Origin of the sequence: Edaphobacter sp. 4G125 (assembly GCF_014274685.1) — a bacterium.
Lineage (GTDB): Bacteria > Acidobacteriota > Terriglobia > Terriglobales > Acidobacteriaceae > Edaphobacter.
Window position 1 is genome coordinate 364,263 of sequence record NZ_CP060393.1, and the last position, 16,208, is coordinate 380,470.

Below are 16,208 nucleotides of genomic sequence, written 5' to 3' on the forward strand. Positions count from 1 at the left end.
CGTTCGTTCGAGGAGCTGCTAGAACAGGTACTTCACTGCAAGCTGGAGTTCGCGATTGTTAATCTTTGTTGAGGAGATCTGTCCGAAGTTTGAATTACCAAAGGACGCGTTTGGATTGGAGAACTGCGGTGTGTTCAGAGCATTGAACGCCTCGAAGCGCACCTGCAGGTTGTGGGACTCAGCGTAGGGCATGGCGAAGTTTTTCATCACGGAGAGATTGACCGTCTTCGTGCCGGTGCCGCGCAGGTAGTTCCTCGGCGTTGTTCCGAAGGCCCGCCCGCTGGAGACGAACGCATTTTTGTTGAACCATCCGTTGATGGCGGATTTGTTGGTCATGTATGGATTGACTCCCGGTACGATGCTTGGCCGCTGCCATGGATTATCGACGTTCTGGTCATCTTTATTCTGCGTCACGTTGATCGGGGTTCCGCTTGCAAGGCTGACGAGCCCGTTCAGCGTCCACCCGTTTACGCCATATCCTGCCAGCTTGCTCTTCGCGAAATCGGGCAGGCGATAGACATAGGCAAGCACGAAGTTGTGTCGCTGGTCGTTGCTTCCCGAGGCCCACTCGTGCGGGTTGCGAACGTCCTGGCAGGTGCAGCCACCTGCATTGGTCGATGCTCCCTGGTTGTCGAACATGTGTGACCACACATACGACGCAGTGATGTTTGAGCGAGGATTGACGCGCCATTCCAGGTGCTCTTGCAGTGCGTTGTAGTTCGACGAACCACTGAAGTCGAGCATTCGGATACGAGCGAAGGTAGGATACGGACGCCTGTCTTGGATAGGCCCATCGCCTGGAGGCGGCGAGTTCCAGTAGTGCGTGCTGGTATCCAGGTTTGAACCCTTTGTTCCTACATACGAGGTGTCCAGAACCACCGTGTGGCCGAATTGCTGCTCCACGGTAAGGTTCCACGTCTGCACCATTGCATCCGGGCGATGACGGTCGGCTGGAATCGTTACCACGTTGAAGAACGGGTCTTCTGGATACAGCGCTGCCGGGACTGGTGTCTGAATCGTCGCTACGGGCGCGTCCCAGATGCCTTTCACGTACTCCCCCTTCGGATTGGTGATGGTGAGGCTTCCTGCGGTTGGTGGGTTCAATTGCAGGATGTTGATGTTATCGAACTGACCGGCGTAGTAGGTGATTCCATAGCCTCCGCGAATTACCGTTGCTGGGGTTGCGCTGTAAGCGAAGCCCAATCGCGGAGCAATGTCCTTATAGCTGATGCTCCAGATATTGTTCAGCCTCTGCCCTGGTGCAGGTGTCAGCACTGGTGGGTTCTGGCTGAAGTCGAGTGTGCGCGTTACGTTGTTGGTATCGACAGGAGGAGCGTAGATTTCGTAACGCGCGCCGAGGTTGAGGGTGAGCTTGTCGGTCAGACGCCAATTGTCCTGGAAGTACTCCGCCGTTCTCCATTGGCGGGCAGCGGTGATTGGCACTCCTTCGGGGGTGACGGATGTCCGTGGTACGCCGAGCATGAAATCTGCTGGAGCGTAGTTGGTAATGTCGCCGGTAAAGCTCTGCTGACCGAAGGGAGTATTGTTGGTGGTTGCGTTGCCCGCCACCTTGCGGATGTCGGTACCGAAGAGCAGCGTGTGCTTGCCTTTGGTGAACGTTACGTTATCGGCCAACATATAGGTCCGGCTATAGTCGAGATTTGATGCCGCAAGCCCGTCGCCCATGCCCAGAAATCCTGAGATGTTGAGCAAAGGGAAACCTTCTTCGTTTGGCTTTAGAGGACGTCCTGCCGGTCCGCCTATGAGGAATCCATTGATTCCCAGAGACTCGATGGTGAAGCCCGTACCTGTTCGCACGCTCAACTGCTTCACGTTTTCGAGATTCGCTCCCACCCTTACCTCGTTGACCAGGCGCGGCGAGAAGACGTGAATGTATTGCAGCGCAGCGTTGTGCATCGGATATGTCCCCGTGTAACGGAAGTTCGGGTTCACGCCCGTGTTTGGGAAGTTCCGTTTGCTGTAGATGTAGTGGATAAAGATGGAGTCCTTGTCGCTGAACCTGTGATCGAGTCGTCCGATGTACTGGTTGTTGGACTGATTGCCGATGCTTGCGCCGGAGTAGTTGTATCCGCCGGAAAACGAGCCGTTTGGCAGTGGCATGTACTGGTCGATGATGCTCTTCGAGACGGGATCTACCGGGATCTGGTTATTGGCGTACGTCGCATTTGGAACATATGGATTTTTGAGAGTTCCGCCGTAGCTGGAAAAGTCGCCGTTGCGTTGGGCGGGAGTCAGTACATTGGCAAGCGAAGGGACCTCGGCGATCGACCGCAGTCCCTCATAGCTGAAGAAGAAGAAGGTCTTGTTGCGATAGATCGGACCACCGAGCGTTGCGCCGAACTGATTCTGCTTGAGTACATTCTTCTTGGCTGGAGCCACGCGGAAGTAGTTACGAGCATCGACCGCATCGTTGCGAATGAATTCGAAGGCCGAGCCGTGGAACTGGTTGGTCCCGCTCTTAAGTTGCACGTTGATGTTGGTGCCTGCGGAAAAACCATATTCCGCTGAAAAGTTTCCCGTCTGAACGCGAAACTCTTCGATGGCGTCGACGGAGGGATAGTTGTTGACGTAAGCGGAGCGCGTGTTCGTCATCACGATGCCGTCTACCTGGACTGCACCCCAGTCGCCGCGTCCGCTGTTGGAGGCGATAGTCGATCCGGCAGTCGAAGAGGAGTGATTGTCGGGATTCGAAATGCGGACCCCAGGCGTGAGCACCGCCAGATCGTTGAACTTGCGGCCATTGAGTGGAAGGTTCACAGTGCGATTGGTATCAACAGTGGTTCCCAGTGTGGCATTTTCGCTTTGCAGGAGAGGTTGAGTTGTATTGACGTCGACGGTCTGTTGGGTGCCACTCAGAGACATGGATACATCCAAGCGGACTTGCTGCGAGAGGGCAAGCTGGATTCCGCTACGCACAGACTGTGCGAAACCTGCTGCGTTGACGGTGACGGTGTAGATACCGGGCACAAGATATTGCACTCGGTACTGTCCATCGCCGGTGGTTTTGACGGTCTGGGTCTGGCCGGTTGCATCGGAATGAATGACAACCGTGGCTTCTGGAATGACGGAGCCCTGCGGGTCGATCACAGAGCCGAGAATAGAGGTGTCAACAGTTTGGGCTAAGAGGGGAATTCTCGGAAATAGAAGGAGTGCGAAGAAACAGAATGCTAGCTTGCGCATAGATTCTCTCCGGACAAAATGTAGGAGTGCGGTTGAGTCGGTGTTACGAGCACTCACCGCACTGCGTTTTTTTAGTTGTGCCGCTGATGGGGATTAATTTATCGAGAAATTAGAAAGCCGAATAAAGATGCTGTCTTGCGACATTTGCCCTAAGAGAATTTAAGGAATTCGAGTCTTGCTGCAGATACTTCCTTAAAAAGAAGAAGGGGGCGATTTCGCCCCCTGAAGCGCAAAACTGAATCGTTTGGACTATGTCGAAGCAAATCCAAAGGCCGGTTCAGGCCAACTAGAAGAGATACTTCACCGCTAACTGCAATTCACGGTTGTTGATCTTCGTTGAGGAGATTTGTCCGAAGTCGTCTGCTCCCCAGGAAGAAGAGGGGCTCGCGAACTGGGGCGTATTGAGCGCGTTGAAGGCTTCGAAGCGCACCTGCAGGTTGTGTGATTCAGAGTAGGGCATGGCAAAGTTCTTCATCACAGAGAAGTTGACCGTCTTCGTGCCGGTGCCGGTGAGGTAGTTCCTCGGTGCATTGCCGTAGGCAAAACCGCTGGAGACGAAGGCATCGGCGTTGTACCAGCCGTTCAAGACGGACTTGTTGTTGATGTATGGATTGACACCCGACACAAGGCTGGGTCGCTGCCACGGATTGTCTACATTTTGGTCATCGTTGCTCTGTGTCACGTTTACGGGTGTACCGCTCGCCAGATTGACCATGCCATTGAGGGTCCAGCCATTGACGCCATATCCGGCCAGGCGATTCTTTGCGAAGTCGGGCAGGCGATAGACATAGGCAAGCACGAAGTTGTGGCGTTGATCGTTGGTTCCCGGAGCCCATTCATGCGGGTTGCGAACGTCCTGGCAGGTGCAGCCGCCGGCGTTGGTTGATGCTCCCTGGTTATCGAACATATGCGACCACACGTAGGAGACGGTCACGTTCGAACGCGGATTGACGCGCCATTCCAGATGCTCCTGCAGCGAGTTGTAGTTCGATGCGCCGGTGAAATCGAGAATGCGGATACGCGCATAGGTTGGATACCGACGCCGTGCCTGGATATCGCCCGGGCCGGGAGTTGGCGAGTTCCAGTAGTGGATGCTCGTATCCAGGTCAGAGCCCTTCGTGCCGACGTAGGATGAGTCGAACACGATGTTATGTCCAAACTGCTGCGACACGGTGAAGTTCCAGGTCTGCACCATCGCGTCCGGACGATGACGATCGGCGGGAATGGTTACGACATTGAAATACGGGTCTTTGGGATAAAGTTGCGATGGGACCGGCGTTTGGATCGTCGCTACAGGTGCGTTCCAGATACCGTTATCATATTCACCTTTCGGATTGGTGATCGTTAGACTACCTGCTGTTGGAGGATTCAACTGCAAGATGTTGATGTTGTCGAACTGTCCGCCGTAGTAGGTGATGCCATAGCCACCACGCAGCACTGTAGTAGGTGAGGCGCTGTAGGCAAAGCCGACACGCGGAGCAAGGTCGCGGTGCGTGATGCTCCAGATATTGTTAAGGCGCTGTCCGGGAGCTGGTGTGAGTGTGGGCGGATTCTGGCTGAAGTCCAGCGTACGCGTCACGTTGTTGGTATCGACGGGGGGAGCGTAGATCTCGTAGCGAACGCCGAGATTCAGAGTCAGCTTGTCGTTGAGACGCCAGTTGTCCTGGAAGTACTCTGCCGTCCGCCACTGGCGTGCCGCCGTGATCGGCACGCCTTCGGGTGTGACGGATGTACGTGGTACGCCGAGCATGAAATCTGCCGGAGCGTAGCCGGTGATGTCGCCGGTAAAGCTCTGCTGACCGAAAGGAGTATTGTTGGTGGTCGCATTGCCCGCTACCTTACGGATATCGGTACCGAAGAGCAGCGTGTGCTTGCCTTTCGTCAGCGTTACGTTGTCGGCGAGCATGAAGGTGCGGCTGTAATCGAGGTTCGATGAGGCCAGGCCATCGCCCATGCCGAGGAAACCATTGATGTCGAGTAGCGGGAAGCCTTCTTCATTGGGCTTGAGCGGGCGTCCGTTCGGTCCGCCGACTTTAAAGCCGTTGATGCCGAGCGATTCGATGGTGAATCCTGTGCCTGTGCGGACGCTGAGCTGTTTGACGTGCTCCATGTTCACGCCCGCGCGCACCTCATTGACGAGCGTGGGTGTGAAGACGTGCAAATATTGCAACGCCGCATTGTGCATGGGATAGGTCCCGGTGTAACGGAAGTTGCGATTAACGTCCGTATTGGGGAAGTCGCGTTTGCTATAGATGTAGTGGATAAAGAGGGAGTCTCGCTCACTGAACTTGTGGTCCAGGCGCCCAATGTACTGGTTGTTGGACTGATTGCCGATGCTCGAACCGGAGTAGTTGTATCCGCCGGAAAACGAGCCGTTTGGCAGAGGCATGTACTGGTCGATGATGCTCTTCGAGACGGGATCTACAGGGATCTGGTTATTGGCGTACGTCGCATTTGGAACATATGGATTTTTGAGAGTTCCGCCGTAGCTGGAAAAGTCGCCGTTGCGTTGGGCGGGAGTCAGTACATTGGCAAGCGAAGGGACCTCGGCAGTGGAGCGCAGGCCCTCATAGCTGGCGAAGAAGAAGGTCTTGTTGCGATAGATCGGTCCACCGAGCGTTGCGCCGAACTGGTTCTGCTTGAGGACGTTCTTCTTGGCGGGAGCAGCAACGAAATAATTGCGCGCGTCGACGGCATCGTTGCGGATGAATTCGAAAGCAGAACCGTGAAGCTGGTTGGTGCCGCTCTTAAGTTGCACGTTGATGTTGGTGCCTGCGGAAAAACCATACTCCGCTGAAAAGTTTCCCGTCTGCACGCGGAACTCTTCGATCGCATCCACCGACGGGTAGTTGTTGACGTATGCAGAGCGCGTATTGGTCATGACGATACCGTCTACCTGTACGGCACCCCAGTCTGCGCGGCCACTGTTCGAGGCGATGGTGGAGCCGTCAGTCGAAGAGGAGTGATTGTCAGGATTGGAGATACGAACACCGGGGGTGAGCACTGCCAGATCGTTGAACTTACGTCCGTTGAGTGGAAGGTTCACGGTGCGGTTGGTGTCGACGGTGGTTCCCAGTGAGGCGTTTTCGCTTTGCAGAAGCGGCATGGTTGCGCTGACGTCGACGCTCTGCTGAGTTCCGCTCAACGACATGGCGACATCGAGATGGACTTGCTGTGAAAGGGCGAGTTGGATTCCACTGCGCACGGCCTTGGCGAAGCCTGCTGCATTGACGGTGACGGTGTAGGTTCCGGGTACAAGGTACTGCACGCGATATTGCCCGTCGCTGGTGGTTTTGACGGTCTTTTCCTGGCCGGTGGCATCGGCATGAACGACGACAGTGGCTTCGGGAATGACGGAGCCTTGCGGATCAGTCACAGAACCGAGGATGGAGGTATCGACGGTCTGGCCCATAAGAAAACTGCTGGAGAGGAGAAATATGAAAAAAAACGAACAACCGATCAGCCTGCGCATAGAACTCTCCGTGAAAACGGGTAGGAGTGAGTTGAGCCATCGCAAAGATGGGCTCGTTTGCACTGCGTTGAATTGTCGGTATTACGGGGAGTTAAATTCTCGAGAAATTAAAACGCGGAAACGAAGAGCCGTCTTACGGCAATTGGCCTAAAGAAACAGGGATATTTTTTGCAAAATTTCAGATGTGCATATTGATTTTCAAAAATTAAAGCGTTTGGAGAGGTTCTTCCGACGTTCATTTCTGGACAGACGGTGATGAATGCGGACACGGCGAGGCTCCTCTCCTATGGCTAAGCTGCTGAAAATAAACTTCCTTACAATGGAAAATAAACTGCATATCCGGCAGCAGTATTTTCGATCTCCTCCGAGGAGGATCGTTTGGATGCAGAACGTTCTGGACGATCTTCGATTTGCGCTGCGACAGTTACGGCGCTCGCCCGTCTTCATGTTGACGGTGGTGCTAACGCTGGCGTTGGGGGTTGGAGCGAATACGGCGATCTTCTCGCAGGCAGAAGACCAGCAGAAGACTCAGCACCCGTGATGGTACTGAGCTACGACTATTGGCAGAAGCATACGGGTGGTGATGCTTCGATCTTGGGGCAGACCATCTCTCTGAATGATCGTCCGTTCAAGGTGATCGGTGTCGTCGGCGCAAACTTTCATAGTGCGGTATGGGGTGAGACGCCTGCGCTGTTTGTGCCAATGTCGATGCTGGAAGAAGTACTGCCCGGCCGGGTAAGGCGCTGATCGATCATACAGACCGGTGGCTGAATATTGTGGGCCGCCTGAAGGATGGCGTAACAACGAAGCGCACGAAGGAGATCGGTATTCGAATGGCGCTCGGTTCATCGCGATGGTTGATCTCGCGGCTGGTCTTCAGCGATGTGTTGAAGCTAGCAAGCGCGGGAATGGTTGCCGCAGTTGCTATATTGGCCGCGTTGCTACCCGCAAGGAAGGCCGCTTCGGTAGAACCTTCGGAGGTGCTGCGGGCAGAGTAGATCAGCGGCGGCTGCGGCGGGCGGAGGGCGCAGGCGGCGGATAGGCCGGCTTATGCTTGGCCGTGGGGGTAATCCCGATCTCGATAGGTGCAGGGCGATGTTCTGCGACGACCTTTGCGATGGCGTACTTCAGCGCATCGACACCTTCACCAGTAACTGCGGAGATGGGATAGAGAGCCATCTTCCGTCGTTTTGCATAGGTAGTGAGTTTTTTGAGCTTATCCGGATTGGCGACATCGGCCTTGGATGCAACCAGCAGCGTAGGCCGTTCGGGGAGCGATGGGTCGAAGCTGCGCAGTTCTTCAGTGATGACTTTGTAATCTTCGACAGGATCGGGCCGTCCACTGGCGTCGGAGACATCGATGAGGTGCACGATCACGCTGGTGCGTTCGATGTGCTTGAGAAACTGTGTTCCGAGCCCAGCGCCGAGGTGAGCGCCTTCGATCAGACCGGGCAGATCAGCGATAGTGAAGGACTGCTCGTGGGGGAAATCGCCGACCTTGACCACACCAAGATTGGGTTCAAGAGTGGTGAAGGCATAGTTGGCGATCTTGGGCCGGGCAGCGGAGAGTCGCGAGATCAGGGTAGATTTGCCCACATTGGGATAGCCGACCAGTCCTGCGTCGGCCAGCAGGCGCAGTTCGAGGCGCAGACGCCGCTCTTCGCCGGGCCGTCCGAGCTCGTGTTCTCGGGGAGCCTGGTGGGTTGAGGTGGCGAAGTGCTGGTTTCCTCGTCCGCCGCGTCCACCGCGGGCGATGACGACGGTTTCGCTGGGCCGGGTGAAGTCGTGGACGAGCTCGCCGGTGTCTTCGTCGTAGACGAGGGTGCCGATCGGAACCTGGAGGATGAGGGGGTCGCCGGAATGGCCGGACATATTGGACCCCATGCCGTGTTCGCCGCGTTCGGATTTGTGCTCCGGATTGAAGCGGAAGTGGACTAAAGTATTGTGGCTCAACGACGAGGTCATCAGAATGTCGCCGCCATGGCCCCCATCGCCCCCGGAGGGACCGCCTCGGGGAACGAACTTTTCGCGCCGGAAGGCCATGCAGCCATTTCCGCCGTCCCCGGCTTTTATGCGGATTTTTGCTTCGTCAATAAACATTTTTCATATTCAGTTTACAGTGCGCTTGTTAAACTAAGCGCATACACAGACTTGTTTAGTTGTACCCGGTAATTCCCTGGTCTCTATATAGATACGAAAAATATAGGGATTCAGAGCGGGAGCTGGGCGACATCATGATCCGGATCGATGCTTGAGAGTCCGGCCGTACCCTTCCGATAAAGGGCGGATCGTTATGGGGGCTTCCCCATGACGAGTGGTCTGTTTATTACCAATACGGACAAGAACGGATAAAGCCGGCGTGGCTGCACAGCTGCGAGCGGTCGAGTTTTTCAGGAGACCTTAAATGAAGATCAAAAATCGAATGCGGTACGCGTGGATCGCGTTGCTATTCGCCGGAGCATGTCTCTCCAGCTACGCACAGTCGCCTACACAGGGTGCGATCGTCGGCACTGTGACCGATGAATCCGACGCTGCGATTCCTAATGCTCGAGTCGTCATCCATAACGATGCAACCAACGCCGATCTCGTATTGACCACAGATTCGTCCGGCCTTTTCCGTGCGCCTCAGCTCAATCCCGGCACCTACAGCGTGACCATCACACAGCCCGGCTTTTCTGAGAACAAGATCACCGGCGTTGCGGTGCAGGTCTCCAACGTGACCAGCCTCAGCCCACACCTGAAGGCTGGCGACGTGGCGCAGACAGTCGAGGTGGTAGCCGACACCCCTGTGCTCAAGTTCGACTCGCCTGATTTCGGTGGCTACCTAAGCAATAAAGAGATTGAGAACATTCCTATCAACAACCGTCGTTGGTCCGCACTCGCTCTTGTGACCCCGGGTGTTACAAATGACACCAACGGCTACGGCTTGCTAAGCTTCCGTGCAACGAGCGCTATTCTAAATAACGTTCAGATTGATGGTACAGACGACAATCAAGCGTTCTTTGGTGAAGAGCGTGGACGTACTCGCGCCGGCTACTCCACCTCGCAAGTCGCCGTACGCGAGTTCCAAGTGCTGACTGGTGTTTACTCGGCGGAGTACGGTCGCGCCGTCGGCGGCGTAGTAAACTCTGTCACCAAGAGCGGCGGCAATCAACTGCATGGCGAGATTTACTTCATGCGCCGCGACGACTTCCTCTCCTCGATCAACCCCAAAGTTAACCTTTCTGTTTTCAATCCCAACACGGGGACGGCAACCTCCATTCCTTTCCGCCCCAAGGACAAGCGTAACCAGTATGGCTTCGGTGTTGGCGGCGCACTCATCAAGGACAAACTCTTCTGGTTCTATGCATGGGACCAATACCGTCGCAACTTCCCCGGCACTGCTGTAGCCGGCAATCCTTCAACCCAAGGTTTTTACGCACCGCCATCTACTGCCATTCAGAACGCGCTCGCGGCGAAGCTCAATGTGTCGCCCGCAGTTGCACTGCAGCGGTATAACGCCGCGCTCCAAGAGTTGACGACAGATCTCGGCCCTGTTCCGCGTTTTGGCAATCAGGACATCAATACGCCAAAGCTCGACTGGCAGATCAACCCCAAGCATCATGCCAGTTTTATGTACCACCGCCTACGCTGGGATTCGCCCGGAGGTGTGCAGACCCAAGCCTCAAACCCCTACGCCCGCGACAGCTTTGGTACAGACTTCGTAAAGCTGGACTATGGTGTTGCCAAGCTGGATTCACTGATCGCCAGCAACATCTCCAACACGCTTCGTTTTATGTACGGTCGCGAACTCAACTGGGAAGGCCAGCAGCCGTACACTGACTACACGAAGAATCACTTTACTGCAGCAAATGGCAACGTTCCCGCCCTGAGTATTCAGGCCCCAGCGGTCGGTTTCTACGCCGGCTCGCAGTACTATAGCTACCGTACTGCATACCCGGACGAGCGCAAATGGCAGGTGGGCGATACGGCATCTTACCTGTTTGGCAAACATAATCTCCGTTTCGGTCTGGACATTATGCACAGCTACGATGTCTTCAACAACCTTTATCAGAGCAACGGCTCTTACAGCTACGGGACGCCAGCCAATTTCATCGCCGATATTCTGGTTCCTTCCGGTGCCTGCGGGGCTTCGACAGGATCAACGCCAACCATCTCGGCGACCGGAACCTACGCCTGCTACTCCAGCATCAACCAGGGCTTCGGTCGCTCGAAGTTCGATCTTGCCACCAACGACTACGCGTTCTTCGTACAGGACGACTGGAAGGTAACTCCGAGGCTGACGCTGAACCTCGGTGCTCGCTACGACTATGAGGCTTTGCCTGCACCGTATTCCTTTGCGGCGACTACGCCTCAGACGCTCAACCATCCTTCCGACAAGAACAACATCTCGCCTCGTCTCGGCTTTGCTTATGATCCGTTTGGTCTGGGCAAGACGGTGGTTCGTGGCGGTTTTGGCTTCTATTATGGCCGCAATCCCAATGGTCTGCTGCTGAATACATTCACAGGAACCGGTTCGCCGGCAGCGCAGGGAGCCTACACCTACTACAACACCACAGGTATCAAGCTGCCTAATGTGTTGACAACGGTGCCGACCTCACAGGCGACGCCAAGCATTTACTACCTCGCCAATAATCTGCAGAATCCCTACTCGGAGCAGTTCGACCTGGCGATTCAGCAGGACCTGGGCTACAGCCATGTTCTGTCCGTTGCTTATCTCGGTTCGCTGGGTCGCGAGCTGCCGAACTTCATCAACACCAATCTTGATCCGACGAAAACTTACACCCAGACCTATACAATCGCTCGCGGTACGGATGGGACATGCGGACCCTATGCCTGCGGCACGCAGTTCACAAACAAGGTCTATGCGAACCGAACTGTAACCTCGACGGGGACGGCTTTCAACACGCTGAACCCGAACTACAACGCGATCTCGGGCACGTTCAGCAACATCAACTCCAACTACCATGCGCTTTCGGTGGACGTCACCAACCGTAACTCGAAGCGCCTCAGTTACGACGTGAACTATACCTGGGCCAAGGCGATGGACTTCAATGCCACACAGTTGACCAATCCGATCGCGAATAACTGGTTTGACCCGTACGGCAATGCGCGAGCCAACTATGCGGTCTCGTCGCTCAACGTGCGGCATCGTTTAGTTGGTTGGGCTATCCTGAACGTTCCGGGATTGCATCGTCAGACGGGGCTTGGCTATCTCACCAACGGTTGGTCGCTGAAACCTCTGGTTCAGATGCAGAGCGGCCTGCCTTATTCCGTCGGTGTCTCAGGTTCTGGTACGAATCAGTGTGCACAAGTGGGATGCTTTGCTCCATATTCCACTGGTCTCGGGGGAACGGGCGTAACCTACATTCCGCAGATCGGTCGTAACACTCTGAACTCACCGCGCACAATAAACGTAGATGCTCGTCTGCAGAAAGATTTCAAGCTGCACGAGAACTACAATCTGCAGTTCACGGCGGAGGGCTTTAACCTGGCGAACCACCAGAACATCACCGGTGTCAACACGACTGCGTACTCGATCCAGACTCTTGGAACGGCTCCCAACACGATGCCGAACCAGATGGTTTGGCAGCCGAACTTCGGTATGTCGTCGTCGTCGGGTGTGAACGGAAACTACGCTTATCAGGTGCGTCAGTTCCAGTTTGGCGCTCGCATCATGTTCTAACTTTCAACGAGAGTCATTCACACAAGGCGGTGGCTTCGGCTACCGCCTTTCTCTTTTATTTCTTCTAACCCATTTGGGTAGTTTACTTGCCTGCAAGATTCGCTAATCTTCTCCTGACTCCTTTTCAGTCCGTATTGATCTGTATCGGGCCCTCAGTCTCATAGGCCAAGAGGAGCGTCGGCTTGAGGTACGTCTTCGGTTCCGGTCGTACGTCTATCGACATTTCGGAGAGAGGACATATTCGGTTCGCGAAGACAGTGATGTTCTTCGTGTCAGAAGCGGATGGTTGTGAGGCGAATCGGACAATTTAGGTGGCTAATATTTTTGTTTTTTATAGTTTTGCTACCTCGATTTCAAGGACAAACGGCGTCGGACGGAGCGATTCGAGGTCTTGTCCTTGATAAAGCCGGGACCGCTATCGCGGGGGCTGCGGTTCGCGTAGAAGACAATACCCGCGGACTTCTCTTTCGAACCACGAGCAATGCTCAAGGAGAATTCTTTCTCGCGCATCTTCCCGCAGGCAGCTACAGCGCCAATATCAGCGCTCCTGGTTTTGCTTCTTCCATCCTGGACGCGATTGTCAGCGAGGTGGGCGCAACAACAGAAATCAATCTTCGGTTGCGAGCGGCGAGTTCTCAAGCGAACGTCATCGTTCTTGGCAATATTGATCCGGGTGCCGGTGAAATCAGCCTGGAGGAACCTTCAGGAGCGGCGGTCACCAATGTGATAAGAGCGCAGGAACTGGAGAATCTTCCTGCAAATGGCCGTCGCTGGCAAAGCCTTGCATCGTTGACTCCGGCGGCAAATCTTGAGGGACAAGCTGGAGATCTCCAGAGCTTTCGCGGATTATCGGCATCGCAGAATGTAACCATGCTGGACGGAGCCTCGGATGATCAAAGCTTTCAAGGCATTCCTCGGGGAGCTGAAAACGGTGGGAGCGATCGTGAGGAAGAGACAGGGGTGGAGCCAGGGGGGGCGCGGAGAAGTGCAGCTTCGTGGCGAAGGTCGGGAGCTGCCTACACGTTTTCGCAGCAGGCTGTACGCGAGTTTCGCGTAAGTACGCAAAATTACTCCGCACTATATGGACATGGCGCTGGCGGTGCGATCGCGACTATTTCGAAGAGCGGAACGAACGATGTACACGGCTCTGGCTTCTACATTGCGCGATCGAGCGGATGGTCTGCGGCAAATCCTTTTTCGATTGCCACAAGCTATCAAGATGGATTGGTAACGAGCCGCGTGGTCAAGCCTCATGACCTACGCCAGCAGTTTGGCGGAACGATTGGCGGAGCCGCTGTTCGGAACCGGCTGTTTTATTTCTACGCGTTTGATCAGCAGCGGCGGGGTTTTCCTGCGATTTCTTCTCCTGGCGATCCGAACTTCTATCGTTTGACCGCAACCCAGGCAGCGTTGCTGGCGAATCGCGGAGTTAGGTCTGCGCAGGCGAATGCGGCGTTAAATTACCTGAGCGGGCTTACGGGCGAGACCAATCGTCGCGACGACCAGACGATCAACTTCGCCAAACTGGATTGGCAACTCTCCTCCCGTAATCGCCTGAGCGTGCAGTACAACCGTGTGCGTTCGGCTTCGCCCGGCGGATTGCGGGGTGCTCCTGTAGTGGATCGTGGAAGAGCAAGCCTGGGCAGCGGATATACAAAGCTGGACGCAATCTCAACGAGTTGGACGTGGAGCAAGTCGCATTTTGCGAACGAACTACGAGCTGCTTATGGTCGCGATCTTCAGTACAAACAAGCTCAGGCGCCGCTACCAGAAGAACCTGCAATCGGACTGGGAGGGTATGCACCGGAGATTGCGATTGATTCCGCAGGGCTGACGTTCGGAACACCTGCCGGTGTGGGACGAACAGCTTATCCCAACGAAAACAGGAAACAAGTAGTGGACACGGCAACCTGGGGATTCGGGAGGCATCTTCTCCAGACAGGATTTGATCTCAGTTTCCTTCACGATGAGATTGGTGGACTGGATAATACGATCGGCAGCTTCCACTATGACAGTGGAACGACAAACGGCCATGCGGGTGGATTGGTGGATTGGATCACAGACTACACCTTCAATGTCCACGCATATCCAAATGGCGGATGCCCTTCTATCAATGCTTCGATCCACTACTTCTGCTTCCGATCTTTCACACAGAGCTTTGGGGAGCAGAAGATCTCGTTTCGCACACAGGAGTGGGCCAGCTTTGTTCAGGACAGCTGGCACGTTATGCCAAACCTGACACTGAACGTTGGCCTGCGTTATGAATATGTCTTGTTTCCGTTGCCACAGCATCCGAATGCGGCGCTGGATGCGGTCTTCGGCGACGTAGGTGCAACAGGAGTTCTGCCGGAAGACCGAAACAATTTCGGTCCGCGCATCGGGGCGTCCTGGGCTCCCTTCGGTACCCGACGTGGTGTTGTCCGGCTGGGATATGGCGTGTATTACGGTCGCGTTCCGGGAACTCTGATTCAGAGTGCATTGATCAATACGGCGCAAAGCTCCTCGACGACGCATATCCGCATCACGCCGACGACGATTACCTCGTGTCCGCAGGTTGCGAATCAGGGGTTCGGATATGTGTGTACATATGTCTCGACTCCGCCAGCTGCAATTTCCTCGACGACATCGGCCACGGTCTTCAACAGAAGATTCCGTTCTCCGATGGTGCAACAGGGAACGTTGTCCTACGAGCAGCCCATTGGAAATGGTGTAGTTGCAAGCGCTACCTATCTGATGAACATCGACCGTCAGCTCGCAGGTGCTGTTGACATCAATATTGCTCCATCGACAGCTACGAGAATCTTTCAGGTTCAGGGAGGAGATGACGTCGCTGGTCTTCAGAGTGGTCAATTTTTCGCAGTGCCGGTGTACAGCCTTCGAAGAAGTAACGACTACGGTCCGGTCACCGCGATCACATCCAATATTTCCGCGAGTTACAACGCGCTTACGCTGGAAGCTCGCAGACGCAATCGGCACGGGCTGGAGTTTCGCACGGCATGGACATGGTCGAAAGCTATTGACCAGGGGCAAAACGCAGGAGCCACACCACGGAGCAACTCTCAGTTCGATCCATTTGATGTGAGATACGATAAGGGCCTTTCGCGGCTCAACTTTCCGCACAAGCTGGTTGTAAGTGCGGTTTGGGAGCCGCGCGTACAAATTGCAGATCGTTTCTTTTCGCGTGTTGCAAATGGATGGACACTCTCAGGTGTCTTCTTCGAGACGAGTGGAAGACCTTACAGCTACGAGATCTTTGGAGGGACGCGGCTGACGGGAGGAAGAGAGAGCATCAACGGCTCGGGTGGGGCAGTGTATCTGCCTACGGTCGGACGTAACACTCTGTGTCTTCCCGATACCAACCGGATCGACCTGCGATTGACGCGAGTCTTTCAGGCAGGAGATCATGCGCGCGTTCGCACGATGCTCGAAGCCTTCAATGTAGTGAACCACGTGAATTACACGGGAATTCAGCAGAGGGCTTTTCTCGTGGGCACTCCATTGGCCAATGGAGTCACCCCGCTGATCTATCAGGATGCTGCGACGATTGCCGCCGAAGGACTCAATGTGCGTCCCTTCGGAACCTATACAGCATCGACAACAAATACCTCGCGCGAGCGTCAGGTTCAGCTAAGTCTCAAGATTGATTTTTAGTCAGACGAACAGGGAGTTTGATGGATACGTGCAATTTTTTGCACGCTAATATTTTCCACATGAGATTCACTTAGCAGAACAGATTCATCCCTATCTTACTGAGCGCAGGTCACATCGTAGTTTTGTGATTCCTGTGTTATTTTTCCGCAGCCTTTATTGCATCCAACTAACGGGGGAACAGGCAATGGAGCTAAAGCT

6 protein-coding genes and 1 pseudogene are annotated in these 16,208 nt (G+C 54.9%); 4 read left to right on the forward strand and 3 right to left on the reverse strand.

What is annotated here, in order from left to right:
- Positions 1 to 18: 18 nt before the first annotated feature.
- Together H7846_RS01605 and H7846_RS01610 are read right to left on the reverse strand one after the other, a co-directional pair.
- Positions 19 to 3,201, reverse strand: a complete 3,183-nt coding sequence (locus H7846_RS01605; protein ID WP_186694710.1) for a TonB-dependent receptor — start codon at positions 3,199 to 3,201, stop codon at positions 19 to 21.
- A gap of 286 nt (positions 3,202 to 3,487) precedes the next feature.
- Complete coding sequence (locus tag H7846_RS01610) at positions 3,488 to 6,613, reverse strand: TonB-dependent receptor (protein ID WP_255460775.1); 3,126 nt, start codon at positions 6,611 to 6,613, stop codon at positions 3,488 to 3,490.
- Between the two features lie 442 nt (positions 6,614 to 7,055).
- Here H7846_RS01610 and H7846_RS18170 point away from each other — a divergent pair.
- Positions 7,056 to 7,417 (forward strand): annotated as a pseudogene (locus H7846_RS18170) (ABC transporter permease); the annotation flags it as partial.
- Positions 7,418 to 7,449: 32 nt separating this feature from the next.
- Entirely contained in the window at positions 7,450 to 7,671 is a 222-nt protein-coding gene (locus H7846_RS01620; RefSeq protein ID WP_186694715.1) for an FtsX-like permease family protein, read from the forward strand.
- Position 7,672: 1 nt separating this feature from the next.
- On the opposite strand, the gene obgE is transcribed toward H7846_RS01620, so the two are convergent.
- A complete protein-coding gene (obgE, locus tag H7846_RS01625; protein ID WP_186694717.1) occupies positions 7,673 to 8,773 on the reverse strand; it encodes a GTPase ObgE in 1,101 nt (366 codons plus the stop codon).
- A 304-nt stretch (positions 8,774 to 9,077) separates the two neighbouring features.
- Between obgE and H7846_RS01630 the strand changes: the two genes are divergently transcribed.
- Together H7846_RS01630 and H7846_RS01635 are read left to right on the forward strand one after the other, a co-directional pair.
- Positions 9,078 to 12,359 carry a TonB-dependent receptor gene (locus H7846_RS01630; RefSeq protein ID WP_255460776.1) on the forward strand — a complete coding sequence of 1,094 codons (3,282 nt, stop codon included), beginning with the start codon at positions 9,078 to 9,080 and terminating at the stop codon, positions 12,357 to 12,359.
- A 324-nt stretch (positions 12,360 to 12,683) separates the two neighbouring features.
- The gene (locus H7846_RS01635) at positions 12,684 to 16,010 is read left to right on the forward strand and encodes a TonB-dependent receptor (RefSeq protein WP_255460777.1); all 3,327 of its coding nucleotides are present in this window, start codon (positions 12,684 to 12,686) and stop codon (positions 16,008 to 16,010) included.
- Positions 16,011 to 16,208 lie beyond the last annotated feature (198 nt).

Excerpts from the sequence above, each read along its gene's own strand:
- H7846_RS01610 (WP_255460775.1), bottom strand. The coding sequence starts at position 6,613 with ATGGGCCAGACCGTCGATACCTCCATCCTCGGTTCTGTGACTGATCCG.
- obgE (WP_186694717.1), bottom strand. The coding sequence starts at position 8,773 with ATGTTTATTGACGAAGCAAAAATCCGCATAAAAGCCGGGGACGGCGGA.
- H7846_RS01630 (WP_255460776.1), top strand. The coding sequence starts at position 9,078 with ATGAAGATCAAAAATCGAATGCGGTACGCGTGGATCGCGTTGCTATTC.
- H7846_RS01605 (WP_186694710.1), bottom strand. The coding sequence starts at position 3,201 with ATGCGCAAGCTAGCATTCTGTTTCTTCGCACTCCTTCTATTTCCGAGA.